The following is a 16,298-nucleotide window of genomic DNA, read 5'->3' as shown; positions in this document are numbered from 1 at the left end:
TCTAGAAGAAGCCGCAGGTCACTGACCTGCGGCTTCTTTTGCAATATTTCGGGCTAATTGTCCCTGAGTCGCAAGAATGGTGGCCGGTCAGGTAACCAGGCGGGTTTGCGACTCCCAGGTTCGGTACGCCTGTTGGGTTCTAGCCGAGTGCGGGCTACAGCCCGAAGGCCGTAGCGCGCTGGTGGCTTGCGGAGGGTGCTCTCGAGCGTCACTTCCCGACCATCGATCGATGTCTAGGCACCTGTGAGCGCTCGGATCGCGCGTGCGATCTCGGGTGCGTCGGTGAGGTCGACGAGAACCACGTCGGCTGTTGTCAGCTCCGCAGTGGGCGTTCCTCCTGCGGCAACGGCTATCACTCGTGCGCCGCCCTGGTGCGCGGTCTCGATATCGCCGAGGCTGTCGCCGATCAATACGGTGTTGTGTCGGTTGAACAAGCCGCCGTTGCGGCGGGCCGCACGGGCTTGTGCGATCGGGACCAGTGAGGGTCGGTGTCCGTCGTCGTCGCCGTACGCACCGGTCTCGAGGTCGAGGTATTTGTGCAGCCCGAAGGTTTCGAGCTTGATTCGTGAGACCTCACGCGTATTGCCGGAAAGCACCGATTGTCGGATTCCGGGCAGTGAGTCGAGGTGGGCGAGTGCGTGTTCGGCGCCGGCCGTAGCGCGCCCTTGTTCGTGTAGCTGCTCCTGTCGCTCGATATAGGCCGCGGCCAGCGCCTCTGCGAACAAGGGGAACGGCGGCGGCTTTTCGAGACCGTGCAGGGTGGCGGTGGCGGCGTAGATGTCGGGCTCGGTGCGGCCGGTGATGTGTGGCATTCGTTCCAGAGGACGGCCGGTTACTTCCTCGAATGCGGCAGCGAAGGATGCGCGTCCGACACCGCGTGTTTCGATCAGCGTGTGGTCGATGTCCCACAGGACAAGGACGCTATCGATCCTGTTCCGAGTGAATTCCATACGGATCGGCACCTCCAGTCTTACTGTGGCGTACATGGCCAAAGCGCCACGGCCCAATGACGATATCGGTGCACGGGTACGCCTGCACCGCGAGCGATCGGGCAAGTCGCAAGCCGTCGTTGCCGGGCTCGCGGGCATCAGCGAGGACTATCTCGGTCAGATCGAGCGCGGCCGAAAACGCCCCAGTGCCTGCGTGATTCAGGCACTCGCGGCCGCTCTTCGTGTTCAATCGGGTGTGCTGCTCGGTGACGTATTCACGGACACGGCGGCGCCTGCGACAGGAGGCGGTGACCGCCTGGCGCTCGCGCTCATGTCCGGCGGAGGCGAAGTCGTCGACCTACCCGAACTCGCGACGCGCATGCAATCCGCGTGGACGACATGGCAGAGCAGCGGCCACCGCTACAGCGAGGTGCTGCCCGTACTGCCCGCATTGATTCGGGATACCGAAGCAACATTGCGAGGCCGACGCCATGATCCCGAGCACCACAAGGTCGCCGCAGTCGCCAGCGACCTGTACGGCCTGCTGCGCACCGTCACACGCCGAGTCGGGCGATCCGACTTGTCCTACCTCGTGGCCGATCGCGGGCTTCGAGCGGCCGAGGATACCGACGACCCGATTCGACACGCGGTGGCACGCTGGAATCTCGGACACACACTGTTGATCTCCAATGAGCACGAGGCCGCAATCGAACTCGCCACGCACGCCGCGGCGATCGTCCTTGCCGAGGCTGGGGCGACCCCGGCGGCGATTGCCATGACGGGTGCTCTGGAGTTGGTCGCAGCGATGGCAGAGGCTCGGGCCGGTCGCCTGTGGGCTGCGCGCGAGCGATTGAACAAGGTGCGTCCAGTCGCGGTGCTGGCGTCCCCGGCCGGCAATGTCGGACACACCATGTTCGGCGCGCTGAATGTCGGTTTGCACGCCATTGCAATCGAACTGCAGGCCGGGGATGCGATCGAGGCGCTACGAATTGCCGAGCACCTCGACACATCCGAATGCCCTTCGGTAGAGAGGCGATTCACGTTCGCGCTGGACCTGGCGCGCGCCTATGAGCTCCGCCGCCAGGAAACGGGAACGCTGCTTCATCTGCTCGATGCCGAGCAGGTCGCGCCCGAGGATCTGCAGTACAACCTGGCCGCGCACGACATGGTGCGCCGGCTTGTTCAGGGCACACGCTCTCCCATGCGCTCGCAAGCCGTACAGCTGGCTGATCGTCTCGGCATTCCGGTCTGACCCGGTCTACGAGACAACCCGGTCTCAGGGACCGGGTCGTCACTTCGTCCTCGGCCTACCTTTCATTTGTCCCCGGTGCGCGGAGCGACCAGACAACCCTCTGCGGTCATCGTGACTGCCTCGCAACCGTCGATCGGAGAGGCCCTATTCGCCGGCACCGGGCAGACATCACTGCCCAATTGCCGAGACCTTCTGGGAGGGAACAGAAATGGACGCAATCGTTGTGCTTGCCGGCGGGCTATTCGTCCTGATCTTTGCGATCCTGGCCGTCACGCATTTCCTGGACCGCACGGCGCGCCATCGCGAATCTGGCACCGCTTCGACCGTCAGCCAAATTCGGTCTCGTCTCGCGACCGAAGCCAGGTACGCCGCGATTCCTGTCGCTAACCGCTGGAGGCAACAGCCATGGCGCTGACAGAACACGAAGCAAGGGTATTGGGTGCGTTGTCCGGCGCCGTGCTTCCCGGCGCGAAAACCGTTCGTGAGTTGAGCTATTCGACCGGCTTGACCGAGAGTTCGACTCGCAAGGCGCTGATGCGACTTTCGCGAACGGGGCTGGCTCTGGGAACGCGGCAAGGGTTGGCCAGGTGGCGGCTTACCGATCGGGGGCGACTCACGATCAAACTGCCCGCCTACAGCGAGTACGGGCCGGGGCAGAAATGACGATCCGGCCGGCAATCGGGCATATCCAGCGCTGTCAGACCGCAGTCGGATACATCCTGCGTGCGGCATCGGGCGACCACCGCCAGCATGATGAGATCGAGATACACAATGCAGCAGGGAAACTCGGGTATGTCGTAGCGGCGATCGTCTACGACGTGTCTCGTCGGGGTGACCCGCTGATGCAGTTGAAGAACATCGTATGGAGCGAGGACGCGGCGGCGATCATCACGCCCAGCTCCCGCCATCTCACGCGCCGCGACGTCGACGAGATTCTCATCTCGACATCCGACGTGATCTACCTCGACCTCGCTCAACGCATCAAACAAGAACGAGGAGAGGTGAAAGTCATGGATCTCTGGAGGCAGGGACCGAACGGCTGGAATCGGGCCGTGAACGAAGCTGCCGACGGTCAGGACGGGGCCGAGCAAGTCGGGCGTCTGTAGAACGTATCGCCTGCTCGAGAACCCCTGGGGTCGTGTCCTCATGGAGGAGCTTGGCTGTGCAGCATCGATGACGGCTCTCCCGCGTTTGGTCCTCTACCACGAGATGGCTTACATCTACGACTATATGAACGGCGACTTCGATGCAGCCACGTACGCCGGAGACGACCTGCGCGATCCCGGGATCAGTCAAGGAGAAGGAGTCGCCGCCGGCCTACCGGTCGATCACGATCACGATCCGAATACCCGGAACGTATCGACCCCGACCACGCTTCGAGCTGACCGAGAACGGGTTACACCAGGAGATGGGTGCACCACATCGTGAAAAGTATTGATTTGCGTTCGGCCGAAGGACAGTTCGGTGCGAGGATACGGGCCTGTGCGGCGAGTATTTTCTGTGCAGTGCTGCTCACCGCTTGCGGCACCTCAGCAGGCGGCGGATCCGAGCCGGGTTCGCTAGCAGGCGGAGCCCCACTCCCCGTCGAGATAGCGTTCGATGCCGACATGACAAGCGTTGCCGGGGACCTTGCCATTACCTGGCGCGTGGTCAACCAGAGCAACCTCGAATTGGTAGTCCCAACGCTCGTCTCACATAAGGGTATTGCGCCGGAGGGGACCGCATATGTTGTCCCGGCCGGCGATAAGGTTGAAATCGCGCAGCGGTTTTTCGATTGGCCCGACGAAGTTCATGAACTCGCGACGTCGCCGTCCGTGGGGGTACTGCGCATTCGCCCCGGCACCACGGAATCACGCACCATCCGTGTGCCCCGTCCCTTGACGGCCTACCACCCTTTCGGTGGAGGCTTCGATAGCGGTTCACCTGAACTTCCGTCCGACCCTGTGGGTGTCGTCTTCTGCCTCGGGGTCGTACCACAGCCATACCCGCCCGCTCTGGGACTCGAGGAGGCGGGCGGTGTCGAGTTCGCGGTCCACGGGCGGGTTTCCTACACGCAACAGCACCGGTTGTGCACGGACCCAGTGGCTTTCAAATGATCACCGAACCGTGTTGTGCCGGGCGAATCGCTTGCCGGTTACGGGTTGTTCGGATCGGTCGAGAACTGCTGGCGCAGTTTGAATTTCTGCAGTTTCCCGGTCGCCGTGCGCGCCAATTCGGTGCGGAACTCGATGCGCTTGGGGCATTTGTAGCCCGCCAGATGGATGCGGCAGTGCGCGATGAGCTCCTCGGCGGTGATCTCACTTGCGGTCACGACCAGGGCGGTGACGAGCTCGCCCCACTTCTCGTCGGGTGTACCGATGACCGCGGCCTCGCGGACCGCATCGTGCAGCAGCAGCGCGTCTTCGACCTCGATGGAGGAGACGTTCTCACCGCCGGTGATGATCACGTCCTTCTTGCGGTCGGTGATGGTGAGGTAGCCGTCGGCGAGGGTGCCGCCGTCCCCGGTGTGGAACCAGTTGCCCGCCAGGGCTTCTTCGGTGGCCGCAGGATTCTTCCAGTATCCGAGCAGGTTGTGGTTGGACTGCGCCAGCACTTCGCCGGTCGGATCGATATCGACTCGCACCCCCAGCACCGGCGCCCCCGCGCGGCCCAGCAGCCGGGCCTGCTGTGGTGCGGGTAGCTCGTCCCATTCGCCGCGCATGCGCGACATGGTCAGCAGCGGTGAGGTTTCGGTGAGCCCGTAGATCTGAATGAACTCCCAGCCCAGTTCCGCGCGCACCTGTTCGATGACCCGGGTGGGCGGCGGGGCGCCCGCCACGATGGCCCGTACACGGTCACGACCGGGGATCTGTCCGTCCCAGGTGCGTGCGGCCTCGAGCACCGCGCTGATCACCGCGGGTGCGGCACACAGGTAGGTGACGCCGTGGTCCCGGATCCGGTGCAGGATCTCCGCGCCGTCGATCTGCCGGATCACCACCTGCTTGACGCCCATCGCGGTCGCCGCGAACGGCTGACCCCAGCCATTGGCGTGGAACATCGGCAGTGTGTGCAGGTACACGTCGCGATCGTTGACCCCGACGTGCCAGCCGAACACGCTCGCGTTCAGCCACAGATTGCGGTGCGTGAGCTGTACGCCCTTGGGTCGTGCGGTGGTGCCGGAGGTGTAATTGATTGTCGCGGTGTCGGATTCGGCGATATCGGGCCGGACGAGCGGCTCACCGGTGTCGTGCCAGATCTTGTCGTCGTCCGCGCCGAAGATCAACTTCGCCCGGCAGTCGACCTGATCGACGACCTCTTTCAACGCGGGGTCCACCAGCAGCACCTCGGCCCCGGAATGCTCGACGATGTAGGCGATTTCGTCGGTCCCGAGTCGGAAGTTGACCGGCACCAGCACCCGGCCCGAACCACTGACCCCGAAGAAACTGCTCAGCAGCCGCGCGGAGTTCTGCGAGACCACGGCCACCCGGGCCCCGATGCCCACGCCGAGCCGATCCAGGCCGCGGGCCTGCGCAGCTGCCCGGTCGGACAGCTGGGCGTAGCTGATCTCACCCCACGATGTCGCGGGCTGGTCCGGTTCGTCGACGATCGCCACGCGGTCCGGATAGACGGTGCGTGCGCGATCGAGGAAGTCGTTGACGGTGAGCGGAAACTGCATCGGGAGTCCTCCGAACAGGGTTGTGCAGGTGGGGTATTCGCCGGTGCGGCCGACCGTTCACAGTGTCGCCCGACTTCGGCCCATGGACTGCTGAATGAACGGATCGTGCTGGGCCGGTCGGTTGATCGCCGCGTGATCGTCATGGTCGCTGACGGCGGCAGCTGGTCCTAGCGACGCGGGGCTCGGCCACGGCGACGATTCTGCCGACACGGGCGTCGTCGCACGCCTCCATCAGCGCGCGTCATCCGCTCACATCCGCTTCGGTGAGATCTCGCACGGGCCCGTCTCGCCGAAGCCGCGGATCGCCGATCGCCGATCGCTGATTTTCGGCCGACTCTTGCGCACCCGTCTGAGACGGTTTATTTTGATGATGAAACCGTCCACTAATTCAGTGCAGATCACGATGCTGTCGGCACCGGTCGTGCACTTCCGACAAAGGGGTCGATGCATGGCATGTTCGAATCTGGCTGCTGTTGGCCGATGGGTGCGTCAGTCATGACGGTCGTGGTGGTGACCGGTGCCGGCAGTGGGATCGGCCGCGCGATTGCGGTACGTTTCGCCGCCCGGGGAGCGACGGTGATCGTCGCCGATATCGACGAGCGCGGGGGCAACGACACGGTGGCCCGGGTGCGGGAAACGGGTGGGCGAGCAGAATTCCGCCGCCTCGACGTGGCCGACGCCGCCGGGTGGGAGGACTTCGCCGAGCGAATCGTGCGCGATCACGACGTCCCGGACGTGGTCGTCAACAATGCCGGGATTCTGATCTCCGGGGGATTCCTGGAGCAGAGCGGCGAGAACTGGCGGCGCATGATCGCCGTCAACATGATGGGACCGCTGCTGGGTTCACGAGTGTTCGTGCAGCGCATGGTCGATGCGGGCAAGGGTGGCGCCATCGTCAATATCTGTTCCGTCGGCGCTTTCCTGCCCACCGCCCTGGGACCCTCGTACGTGACGGCCAAGGCCGGTGCGTGGATGGGCACGCAGGCGTTGCGTGCCGAGTTCGCCGGGCAGGGTATCCGGGTGAGCGCGGTGTGCCCCGGGCTGATCGCCACCGATCTCTCGGCCAACGGCACCAGGGCGGGCGCGGATGCCGCCGCGGAGGCGGATTGGGCCGCGAAACTCGCTCGGGGACAACAGATATTCGGCCGGTCTCCGGATCGGGTGGCGGCCGCGGTCGAACGCGCGATTCGCTGGAATCTGGCGACCGTTCCGGTGGGCATCGAGGCCTGGGCCGGGTGGTACCTGTCGCGACTGTCACCCGGTGTGATGCGCGGGGTCACCGGACTGGCGCAGATGCCGTTGGCGGAGAAGGTCATTCGGATGTCGAGCCGGGTGCTGGGTGGTCAGCGATGAGAACTGCGATCGTGACAGGCGGCGGTGCGGGTATCGGGCGCGAGACCGCGCGGCTGCTCGCCGAAAGCGGCTATCGGGTGGTGGTGGCCGATATCGACGAGACGGCCGCACAGGCGGTCGCCGATGAGATCACCGCCGCCGGTGGGCGCGCCCACGCCTATCTGCTGGATGTGGCGAGTGAAGCCCAGTGGGACAAGGCCGCGGAGTGGGTGCGCGGAGAGTTCGGACCGGCGCATGTGCTGGTCAACAACGCCGGGATCATGGATACCGGCGGATTCGTGGAAACCGGTGCGGCGCAATGGCAGCGCACCGTCGACATCGATCTGATGAGCGTGATCTACGGCTCCCGCGTGTTCGCCCGGCAGATGATCGACGCCGGCATCGAAGGCCACATCGTCAATCTGGCCTCCGGCGCGGCGTTCTTCCCGGCCCGCTACATTCCCGCCTACGCCGCGGCCAAAGCCGCGGTGCTGATGGCCAGTCAGGCGCTGCGAGTGGAGTTGCGCTCCAAGCGGATCGGTGTCACCGCCATCTGTCCCGGGGCCATCCGCACCGATCTGCTCGCGCACGGCACGCGGGCCGGGCTCGATGCCGCCGAACAGGAGGCCTGGCGGGCGCAGTTGGGCAAGGTCCAGTCCCTGGCGTTCGCCACGCCGGACAAGGTCGCCCGGGTCGTCGAGCGGTCGATTCGCCGCAATCCCGCCGTGGTGCCGGTCAATCCCGAAGCGTGGATCGGATACGGACTGTTCCGGCTCTCGCCCGGCCTGGTCCGCGCGGTCGGCAGCGTGGGCTCCTTCGACCTCGCGGACCGTCTGATGCCTCGTATCCAGCCACTGCTGAACCGAATCACGAAGTGAGACAGGCATGAACAACGTGGACCGGCCGGAATTCGAGGTCGCCGTCATCGGTGCGGGATTCGGCGGCATCGGCACCGGGGCGGCACTGCGCCGCGCGGGGATCGAGAACTTCCTGATCATCGACAAGTGGCACAGGGTCGGCGGCACCTGGAACGCCAACACCTATCCCGGTGTGGCCGTCGACGTGCCCTCACCGATCTACAACTTCTCCTTCCAGCAGCGTTCGCGCTGGTCGCGATTCTTCGCGCCCGGCAACGAGATTCAGCGCTACGCGGAGGAGGTCGTGGACCAGCAGGGGCTGCGCGGAAAACTGCGGCTGGGCTGCGGGGCGGTACAGGCCCGCTTCGACGAAGCCGCGGATCTGTGGCGAGTGCGGACCACCGATGGCGACGAGATCACCGCACGATTCCTGGTGAGCGCCGTAGGAGCTCTGGAACAGCCCAAGCCGCCTGCGATTCCCGGCATCGACAGCTATACCGGCCGGCTCATGCACACCGCGCGCTGGGATCATTCCTTCGACTACACCGGTAAGCGGGTCGCGGTGATCGGCACCGGAGCGACTGCGCTACAAGTGATTCCGCAGTTGGCTGAGAAGGTCGAGCAGCTGACGGTGTATCAGCGCACCGCCATCTGGGTCGCGCCCAAGCCGGACTTCGCGATGGGCGCACGGAGTAATCGGGCCCTGGACTTCCCGCCGGCGCAACAGGCGGTGCGGTTCATCGGCAATGTCGCGGTCAACGCCTTCCTGGGGTTGGGGCTGGCGCTGTCGGATTATCCGCGCCTGACCTCGGCGGTACTCGGCTCCGGTGAAGCGGCGCTGAAAGCGTATCTGTTCAGCCAGATTCGAGATCCCGAACTGCGCCGCGCGCTCACCCCGACCTATCGGCTCGGCTGTAAGCGGCCCTCGATCTCGAACACCTACTTCCGGACCTACACCCAGCCGCACGTCGATCTGATCACCGACCCGATCGAGAAGTTCACCGTGGATGGCATCGTCACCGAGGACGGCGCCCTGCGCGAGTTCGACATGGTGGTGACGGCCACCGGTTTCCAGGTCATGGACAAGGGCGCGACCCCGCCGTATCCCGTACACGGTTGCGGCGGAATCGAATTGGGTGAGTTCTGGGACCGGAACAAATACCAGGCCTACGAGGGCGTCTCGGTGCCGGGGTTTCCCAATATGTTCCACATCTTCGGCCCCTACGGTTACGCGCCGGGGTCGGTGATCCCGCTCATCGAGGCGACCGCCGCGCACAGCGCCCGCGCGATCAAGGAAGCGCTGCGCCGCAAAGCCACTCGCGTCGAAATCCGCCGGCAGCCGCACGACGAGTACTTCGAGCGTATGTACGCGCGCAACAAGAACACCTATCTGTTCAAGCAGGGCTGCGCCGACTCGCGGACGTACTACATCAACTACCAGGGTGACGGGCCCGCGTTCCGCGCCACCACCCAGGCCAAAATGTATTGGAGCAACCGGCATTTCCCGCTGGACCACTACCGCTACACCACGACGCGAGCCGCCGCCGTCGCCGCCCACGCGGACCTGGCGCAAGCATTGATCCCGCACTCCTGATCCGGAGACGACCATGAGTATTTCTTCGTTCCTGCACACCCAGCACGCCGCCTCACAACCGGCGATCGACGACACCCTGTTCGATACCGCCGGGCTGGTCATCACCGTCGAGAAGACCTTCGACGCGCCGGTGGAGGCGGTGTGGACCGCGATCGATGACGAGCACGCGTGGAAATGGCTGCCGTTCCCCTGCACCGGCGTGAAGTACGACTCGCCCGCCCGTGGTGTCGGGATCGTGCGCGAAATGGGTTCACCGTTCGAGCCGCTGCGCTTCCTGTGGGTCGAGAAGGAGAAGTTCTGGCGGTATGAACCGAACCAGCGCATCGCCTTCGGTGTGGTGAGCGGCAATTGGCTGCAGTACCTGCTGGTACGCCAGTACGGCGAGGACAAGACGTTCACTGACCTCGGCGACGGCCGGACCAAGGTCACCTGGACGATCGCGGTCACCCTGCGCTGGCCGTTGCGATTCGTCACCTGGTTCCCGCCGCTGTGGCGAGCGGCCTACCGGGTCGTCGGTATCGGCCCGCTGTTCGAGCGGCGCGTCGCTGAGGTCGCGCGCACCACCAGACCGCCACTGCGGTCGATCAATACGAATGGCATCGCTTCGGCCGCGCCGAGCAATCACCCGGCCGATAAGGAAGGCACCGAATGAGTCGCGACAATGGATCGAACGCCGCGCGCATCAGCCCGAGCGAAAAGCCGCACCACGAGGTCGTGGTCATCGGCGCGGGCATCGGTGGTATCTGCGCCGGAGTCAAGTTGCAGGAGATCGGCGTCCATGATTTCCTGATCGTCGATCGCATCGCCGGGCTCGGCGGCACCTGGTACAGCCATAGCTATCCCGATGCGGGCTGCGATATTCCGAGCACCACCTACCAGTTCTCCTTCGCGCGCAAATCCGACTGGGATCGGCTCTTCGCCAAACGCGACCAGATTCTGGAGTACCTGCGCGAAGTCGCGGCCGACTACGACCTGCCGCGCCGAATGCGGTTCGACACCACCATCGTTCGCGAGGAGTGGGACGAGGACCACGGGTTGTGGCGGCTGCACGTGGACACCGGCGAGGTCATTACCGCGCGGTTCGTCATCAGCGCCGTCGGTGCGTACATCAACGCGAAGACCACACCGGACATCCCCGGATTGGATTCCTACACCGGTGTTTCCATGCATCCGGCGCAGTGGAATCACGACTACGACTTCACCGGCAAACGGGTCGGCATCATCGGCGTCGGCGCGAGCACCATGCAGATCGCGCCGAAACTCGCCGCGCAGGTCGAGCGGCTCGATATCTACCAGCGCACGCCGCAGGTGTATCTGCCCAAGCCGGACTTCGTCCTGAAGCCGTGGATGCAGAAGCTGCTGGCCCTGCCCGGCGGATCGGCGGTCGCCAACGGCGTCGCGCAGACCGTGGTCGACCTGTTGCTGCGCGTCGCGATCTACACCCCGGCACCGCTGTGGCGCGGCGGCTCGCGGGCTATCGATTTCGCCGGCCGCCACGCCTACGCGGGCTGGGTGCGATACAAGGTGAAGGACAGGGAGATTCGCAAGCAGCTGCGGCCCGACTTCGGCATCGTGTGCATTCGCGGCGGGGCGGGCGGTGACTATCTGCCCACCCTCAACCGCGACAATGTCGAGCTCGTCACGGCCGGAATCGCCGAGATCACCCCGACCGGTATCCGCAGCGCCGACGGTGTCGAGCGTGAGATCGACGCCCTCGTGGTGTCCACGGGCTACGAGGTCTTCTCGGATCCGGAAAGCTACAAGCCCGGAACCGTCCTCGGCCGTGACGGATTCGACCTCGGCGTCTTCTACAACACCGAGGAGTTGAAGGCCTACTTCAGCACCTCGGTCGTCGGGCTGCCGAACCGGTTCATCATGATCGGCCCGTACTCCTGGACCGGCACCGCGTTCCACTACTTCGTGGAGAACGCCATGCGCCACATCGCCACCGTCATCGACGAGACCCGTCGCCGCGGGGCCACCATCGTGGAAGTGCGGCCCGAGGCTCAGGAGCGCTTCCATCAGGAGATGCTTCGCAGCGGCCGGAACCTGGCCTACTACTTGGAAACTCGCTGCGAGGGCTCCAACAGCTACTTCGTCAACTCCCAGGGCAAGTCCCCGTACCTCCGGCCCTGGTCACTGTGGAAGACCTACCGCAAGGCCGTTCGCTTCGACCGCGAGGATTACAGCTACCGCAATCCCGTCGAAGTCGACGCCCCGGCGGACTCGGTGTCGGCCCAACTCACCGAAGCGTGAGCTCGGATGGCCTGATCCGCAATTCGAGACGGGCGCGGCCACCGGTTCGATGACAGATGGCGGACGACTCGCCCGGACCTACCGTGTCGGATTCTGGGGGGTCTCGCCCGCAGATCGATACGGCGGAGTCACTACCGTCCCGGCGTCGGCGGCCGAACGCCTGAAACTGTTGGTGGGGCAGGTCCGAACGAGTCGAGTTGAGGGAAGTGCCTTCGATCGAGGACCTTTGACACTGCTACCTGTCGGTCCACACGGGCATGATGTGTCCGTGATCGAACTCGAGGTAGCGGGGCAATCGCGGACGACGCGCGAACAGCGCGTAACCGATCAGACGGTTGATCGACTGCTATCGGAGTTCGGCGACCAGTACTCCCGGTGGTGGGTGGCCGGGATCGTCCGCGCCTGTCTGCAGGATCTGGCGGGCATTCCGCTCGACGCCATGGGCGAGCTGGGGGAGCGCTCGGCCCGGCAGCGACTGCTGGACATGAGTTCCAGCAGTGCTCGCCTCGGCGGCTACCGCTCGCCGCACCTGGACCGGACGGTGTAGATCGCGGCTCCGATCGCCACGACCGCCGTCCCCGTCAGCACCGAGATGATCGGGAGTGTGCAGGCGAGGATCAGGCAGCCGAGCACACCGAGCGCGGGGATCAGCCGAACCGGACGTCCCTCGGGCACGGTCAGCGTCCAGGCGGCCGCGTTGGCGATCGCGTAGTAGAGCAGCACGCCGAAGGACGAGAACCCGATCGCGGCACGGACATCGGCGGTCGCGGCGGCGACGGCGACGATCGCGCCGACGGTGAGTTCGGCGCGGTGCGGCACCGCGAATCGGGGATGCACCGCTGCCAGGGCGTGGGGCAGGTGGTGGTCGCGAGCCATCGCCAGGGTCGTGCGCGAGACGCCGAGGATCAGGGCCAGCAGCGAACCCAGCGCGGCGAGGACGGCTCCGACCCGCACCACCGGTTCCAGCCAACCCGCGCCGGACGTGCGCACCACGCTCGTCAAGGGTGCGGTCGTCTCCGACAAGCCTTGCGGCCCGAGCACGCTCAGCGCCGCGATCACGACGGCCGCGTACACGCACAGGGTGATGCCCAGCGCGAGTGGAATCGCGCGCGGAATCGTGCGGCTCGGGTCGCGGACTTCCTCGCCGAGCGTGGCGATCCGCGCATATCCGGCGAAGGCGAAGAACAGGAGTCCCGCCGCCTGTAAAACTCCGAAAACGGTTATTTCGGAACCGAATTCGAGCCGCGTGGCCTCGGCGGTTCCGGAGGTGACTGCCGCGACCACCACCGCGGCGAGCACGGCCAGCACGATCGACACGATCACCCGGGTCACCAGCACCGACTTCTGCACGCCGCGATAGTTCACCGCGGTCAACGCGACAACCGCCGCAGCGGCCACCGCGTGCGCCTGCTCCGGCCACGCGTACACCCCGACTGTCAATGCCATTGCCGCACAGGACGCGGTCTTGCCGACCACGAAACACCATCCGGCCAGATAGCCCCAGAACTCGCCGAGTCGCTCGCGCCCATACACATACGTGCCGCCCGACGCCGGATACCGCGCGGCCAATCGCGCCGACGAAGTCGCGTTGCAGTACGCGACCACGGCCGCGACCGCGAGCCCCAGCACCAACCCCGAGCCCGCCGCCCGCGCCGCCGGAGCCAGAGCCGCGAAAATCCCCGCCCCGATCATGGAGCCGAGTCCGATCACGACGGCATCGGTCACCCCTAGACTTCGCCGCAGTTCAGAGGGGGTGTTCGTATGCGTTGTCTCGGGCACCATGCTCCTGTCGCGAACCCTTCGGTCGATGTGAATCTATGCGGCCGCGGGCTGACCGAGGAATCGTCGCCGCGCCGCACGCTGGAACGCCACCGCCCGGTTTTCCGAATGAACGGTGGATGAACCATGATCGATCGGGACTGTGTCGGCCGACGGAACAGGTGGAGCGCGAACCTTGACAGCGAATCACCAGTCGGCGCACCGCATCTCGGATGACCACTGGAGGCCGATGTGAGACCACACTTCTCGCGCAGCGTATTCCTGCGTAGCGCTCTCGGACTCGCGGTCGCCGGTACGGGTTTAGCCGGGGCAACTCGACTCTCCGCCTCCAGCGCGGCGCCCGCCGCGGGATCCCTCGTCGCGGACGCTGATTCGCCGGCCGGCGCGTTCGGTCGCGGCAACGCCGAGTCGAAGTGGCGTGCGCTGCGGGGTGAGTTGCGTGGTCGGCTGATAGTGCCGGGCGATCCGGAATATCCCGTGGCCAGACAGGTTTTCAATACTCGTTTCGATGACCAGGAGCCGTCGGCCGTCGTTCAGGTCGCCGATGCCGAGGATGTGGCCACGGCCTTCGGTTTCGCGGCCGAGAACGATCTCGAGGTGGCGGCGCGGGCGGGTGGGCACTCCTACGCGGGGATTTCCACGGCGACCGGATCGCTGATCATCGACGTACGGGGGCTGCGCGGCGTACGAACCGACGCCGGGCAGGCCGTCGTATCGCCGGGTCACACCCTCTACGAGGTGTATCAGGAACTCGACCGCTCCGGCCGGAGCCTGCCGGCGGGCGCGTGTCCCAGCGTCGGTATCGCGGGTCTGACCCTGGGCGGCGGGCTCGGAGTGGAATCGCGCGCTCACGGTCTCACCTGTGATCGGCTCACCGCTGCCACCGTGGTCCTGCCCGATGGCACCATCACCGAGGTATCCGCCACGGTCCGGCCCGATCTGTTCTGGGCGCTGCGCGGCGGCGGCTCGCTGCTCGGCATCGTCAGTTCGATGACCTTCGACACCATCGAGGCGACCACGAAAGACGTGGTACGCCTGACCTTCCCGGGTGAGCAGGCCGACCGCGTCATCACCGGCTGGCAGGAGTGGCTGCGGTCCGCCGACCGCGAGCAATGGGCGAATGTGAGCGTGGACGCGGACGGCGAGGGCGGCCTCACCTGCTGGATGCAGCTGGTGTGCCCCGCGGGCGCGGGGGAGACCGTCACGGCCGCGCTCACCGATGCCATCGGCCTCAGCCCCGCCGCCACCGACGTCCGCACCCTCGGGCACATGGAGACCGTCCTGTATCTGGCCGGCGGTGCCGTCGATCAGCCGCGCGCCGCCTTCACCAACGGCTCCGACATCGTCTCCGCTCTCACTCCGGACATCATCGGCACAGTGCTCGAATCGCTCACCAGGTTCTCCAGCGTCGGCGGCACCGGCTGGGTGCAGATCAACACCCTCGACGGCGCGATCGCAGACCCGTCTCCCACCGCCACGGCCTTCCCCTGGCGCGACCACGCCGCCATCGTGGAATGGGGCGCCTACGAACCGATTCCGCACGATTCCGCCCTGACCTGGATCGCCGACTCCCATGCCGCGCTCGGACCCGATTCGGTCGGCGGATACGTCAACTACCTGGAGTCCGGAGATTCGTTGTCCCGCTACTTCGGCGACAATCACTCTCGACTGGCCCAGCTCCGCGCCCGAGTGGACCCGGACAATCGGATTCGGTCCGTGCTGACGCCCTGACCACCGTCACAGGATCTCCACGAATCGATCGACCAATCCGCACACCTTCTTCCTAGGCTCGAGGATCGATCCCGATCCGGGGACCGAACGGGAGGAGCGTCATGGGGCGTCACAGCGATTTCATCCCTTGGACAAGGGAATTCGAGGCGAATGTGCTGGCGCGTTCCGTCGCCGAAGATCCGGAGTGGGACAGGGGTGCACGACTCGATCCGGTTCTGGCTCGCAGCGTGCAGCGTTTTCAAGTCGGCGAAAGCGGCGACGGCGGGAACCTCATTCGCAAGGCCGATGGTGCCGGTGATCCGGACTACGCGACCGCTGCTCGTCTGTTCGTCGCGGAGGAGATCAACCACGCTCGACTGCTGCGGAATCTCCTGAGTTCCGCGGGCTACGAGACGATCTCGTCCCATTGGACCGATGTGATCTTCGTGCGTTTGCGCCGCGCCTTGGGCCTGCGCCTGGAACTGATGGTGTTGTCCATCGCCGAGGTCGTGGCCCTGCGCTACTACCGGGCGTTGCGCGACGGCACGACCGATCCCCTCACCACCGAAGTGGCCCGTCTGATTCTCGAGGACGAACGCCGTCATGTCCCCTTCCACTGCCAGCGCCTGCGGGTCGCCTTCGCCCCGACGCCGCGTCCGGTTCAGGTCGTACTACTGCTCGCCTGGTGGCTCGTCCTGTTCGGCGCGACTCTCGTCGTTGCCGTCGATCACGGTCCCGCCCTGCGTCAATTGGGTGTCACCCGAACGGCTTTCACCCGCGATGTCATCGCCTTGTTCCAGGGCGTGGCGGCCGACACCATCGGTGCGTCGAAGGGCAGCGGTAGTCAGCCCTCTCGGTGAGTGAGGTCGCGCTCGCGATGGGTGGCGGGGTGGGAGAGAGGAGTTCGATGCCCGTCGGCTCGCACCGATCGGAT

The 16,298-nt window shown here is 65.7% G+C and carries 17 protein-coding genes; 14 read left to right on the top strand and 3 right to left on the bottom strand.

Annotated elements, in window-relative coordinates; translation table 11 throughout:
- Positions 1-233: 233 nt before the first annotated feature.
- Positions 234-986, bottom strand: a complete 753-nt coding sequence (locus NJ1_RS10005) for an HAD family hydrolase (RefSeq protein WP_245717316.1) — start codon at positions 984-986, stop codon at positions 234-236.
- Here NJ1_RS10005 and NJ1_RS10000 point away from each other — a divergent pair.
- The 6 genes from NJ1_RS10000 (at position 985) to NJ1_RS38885 (ending at position 4,277) form a co-directional block, all read left to right on the top strand.
- Entirely contained in the window at positions 985-2,181 is a 1,197-nt protein-coding gene (locus NJ1_RS10000) for a helix-turn-helix domain-containing protein (RefSeq protein ID WP_067690733.1), read from the top strand. The two genes, NJ1_RS10005 and NJ1_RS10000, sit on opposite strands and share 2 nt — an antisense overlap.
- 208 nt (positions 2,182-2,389) lie before the next feature.
- Positions 2,390-2,596 (top strand): hypothetical protein, encoded by a 207-nt coding sequence (locus NJ1_RS38900; RefSeq protein WP_157573878.1) that lies wholly within the window; start codon positions 2,390-2,392, stop codon positions 2,594-2,596.
- Positions 2,587-2,844 carry a hypothetical protein gene (locus NJ1_RS38895; protein ID WP_157573877.1) on the top strand — a complete coding sequence of 86 codons (258 nt, stop codon included), beginning with the start codon at positions 2,587-2,589 and terminating at the stop codon, positions 2,842-2,844. Before NJ1_RS38900 ends, NJ1_RS38895 begins: the two co-directional genes overlap by 10 nt.
- Complete coding sequence (locus NJ1_RS38890) at positions 2,841-3,287, top strand: hypothetical protein (protein ID WP_157573876.1); 447 nt, start codon at positions 2,841-2,843, stop codon at positions 3,285-3,287. The genes NJ1_RS38895 and NJ1_RS38890 overlap by 4 nt, the downstream gene beginning before the upstream one ends.
- A gap of 40 nt (positions 3,288-3,327) precedes the next feature.
- Positions 3,328-3,609: a M91 family zinc metallopeptidase gene (locus tag NJ1_RS40955; RefSeq protein WP_084477942.1), complete on the top strand. Its 282-nt coding sequence runs from the start codon at positions 3,328-3,330 to the stop codon at positions 3,607-3,609.
- Positions 3,594-4,277 carry a hypothetical protein gene (locus NJ1_RS38885; protein WP_157573875.1) on the top strand — a complete coding sequence of 228 codons (684 nt, stop codon included), beginning with the start codon at positions 3,594-3,596 and terminating at the stop codon, positions 4,275-4,277. The genes NJ1_RS40955 and NJ1_RS38885 overlap by 16 nt, the downstream gene beginning before the upstream one ends.
- A gap of 38 nt (positions 4,278-4,315) precedes the next feature.
- Here the strand turns inward: NJ1_RS38885 and NJ1_RS09990 are convergent, their stop codons facing one another.
- Positions 4,316-5,836 carry an AMP-binding protein gene (locus NJ1_RS09990; protein WP_067690727.1) on the bottom strand — a complete coding sequence of 507 codons (1,521 nt, stop codon included), beginning with the start codon at positions 5,834-5,836 and terminating at the stop codon, positions 4,316-4,318.
- Between the two features lie 495 nt (positions 5,837-6,331).
- Between NJ1_RS09990 and NJ1_RS09985 the strand changes: the two genes are divergently transcribed.
- From NJ1_RS09985 to NJ1_RS09960, 6 genes are all read left to right on the top strand, one after another.
- Positions 6,332-7,189, top strand: a complete 858-nt coding sequence (locus NJ1_RS09985; protein WP_067690724.1) for an SDR family NAD(P)-dependent oxidoreductase — start codon at positions 6,332-6,334, stop codon at positions 7,187-7,189.
- The gene (locus NJ1_RS09980; RefSeq protein ID WP_067690721.1) at positions 7,186-8,046 is read left to right on the top strand and encodes an SDR family NAD(P)-dependent oxidoreductase; all 861 of its coding nucleotides are present in this window, start codon (positions 7,186-7,188) and stop codon (positions 8,044-8,046) included. Before NJ1_RS09985 ends, NJ1_RS09980 begins: the two co-directional genes overlap by 4 nt.
- A 7-nt stretch (positions 8,047-8,053) precedes the next feature.
- Positions 8,054-9,619, top strand: coding sequence for a flavin-containing monooxygenase (locus NJ1_RS09975; RefSeq protein WP_067690718.1), 1,566 nt, complete (start codon positions 8,054-8,056; stop codon positions 9,617-9,619).
- Between the two features lie 13 nt (positions 9,620-9,632).
- Entirely contained in the window at positions 9,633-10,271 is a 639-nt protein-coding gene (locus tag NJ1_RS09970; protein WP_067690715.1) for an SRPBCC family protein, read from the top strand.
- Complete coding sequence (locus NJ1_RS09965) at positions 10,268-11,875, top strand: flavin-containing monooxygenase (RefSeq protein WP_067690712.1); 1,608 nt, start codon at positions 10,268-10,270, stop codon at positions 11,873-11,875. Before NJ1_RS09970 ends, NJ1_RS09965 begins: the two co-directional genes overlap by 4 nt.
- Before the next feature lie 268 nt (positions 11,876-12,143).
- Positions 12,144-12,422: a hypothetical protein gene (locus NJ1_RS09960; protein WP_157573874.1), complete on the top strand. Its 279-nt coding sequence runs from the start codon at positions 12,144-12,146 to the stop codon at positions 12,420-12,422.
- Here the strand turns inward: NJ1_RS09960 and NJ1_RS09955 are convergent.
- A complete protein-coding gene (locus NJ1_RS09955; protein WP_174557063.1) occupies positions 12,389-13,657 on the bottom strand; it encodes an APC family permease in 1,269 nt (422 codons plus the stop codon). The two genes, NJ1_RS09960 and NJ1_RS09955, sit on opposite strands and share 34 nt — an antisense overlap.
- Before the next feature lie 228 nt (positions 13,658-13,885).
- Here NJ1_RS09955 and NJ1_RS09950 point away from each other — a divergent pair, with 228 nt between their 5' ends.
- Both NJ1_RS09950 and NJ1_RS09945 read left to right on the top strand, forming a co-directional pair.
- Positions 13,886-15,385, top strand: a complete 1,500-nt coding sequence (locus NJ1_RS09950) for an FAD-binding oxidoreductase (protein ID WP_067690706.1) — start codon at positions 13,886-13,888, stop codon at positions 15,383-15,385.
- Positions 15,386-15,486: 101 nt separating this feature from the next.
- Positions 15,487-16,224: a ferritin family protein gene (locus tag NJ1_RS09945; protein WP_067690703.1), complete on the top strand. Its 738-nt coding sequence runs from the start codon at positions 15,487-15,489 to the stop codon at positions 16,222-16,224.
- The last annotated feature ends 74 nt before the right edge of the window (positions 16,225-16,298 follow it).

The organism is Nocardia jejuensis NBRC 103114, from assembly GCF_001613145.1.
In the GTDB taxonomy this organism is placed as follows: domain Bacteria; phylum Actinomycetota; class Actinomycetes; order Mycobacteriales; family Mycobacteriaceae; genus Nocardia; species Nocardia jejuensis.
The sequence above is the reverse complement of the archived record's forward strand: the minus strand, read 5'-3'. Positions and strand labels throughout refer to the sequence as shown.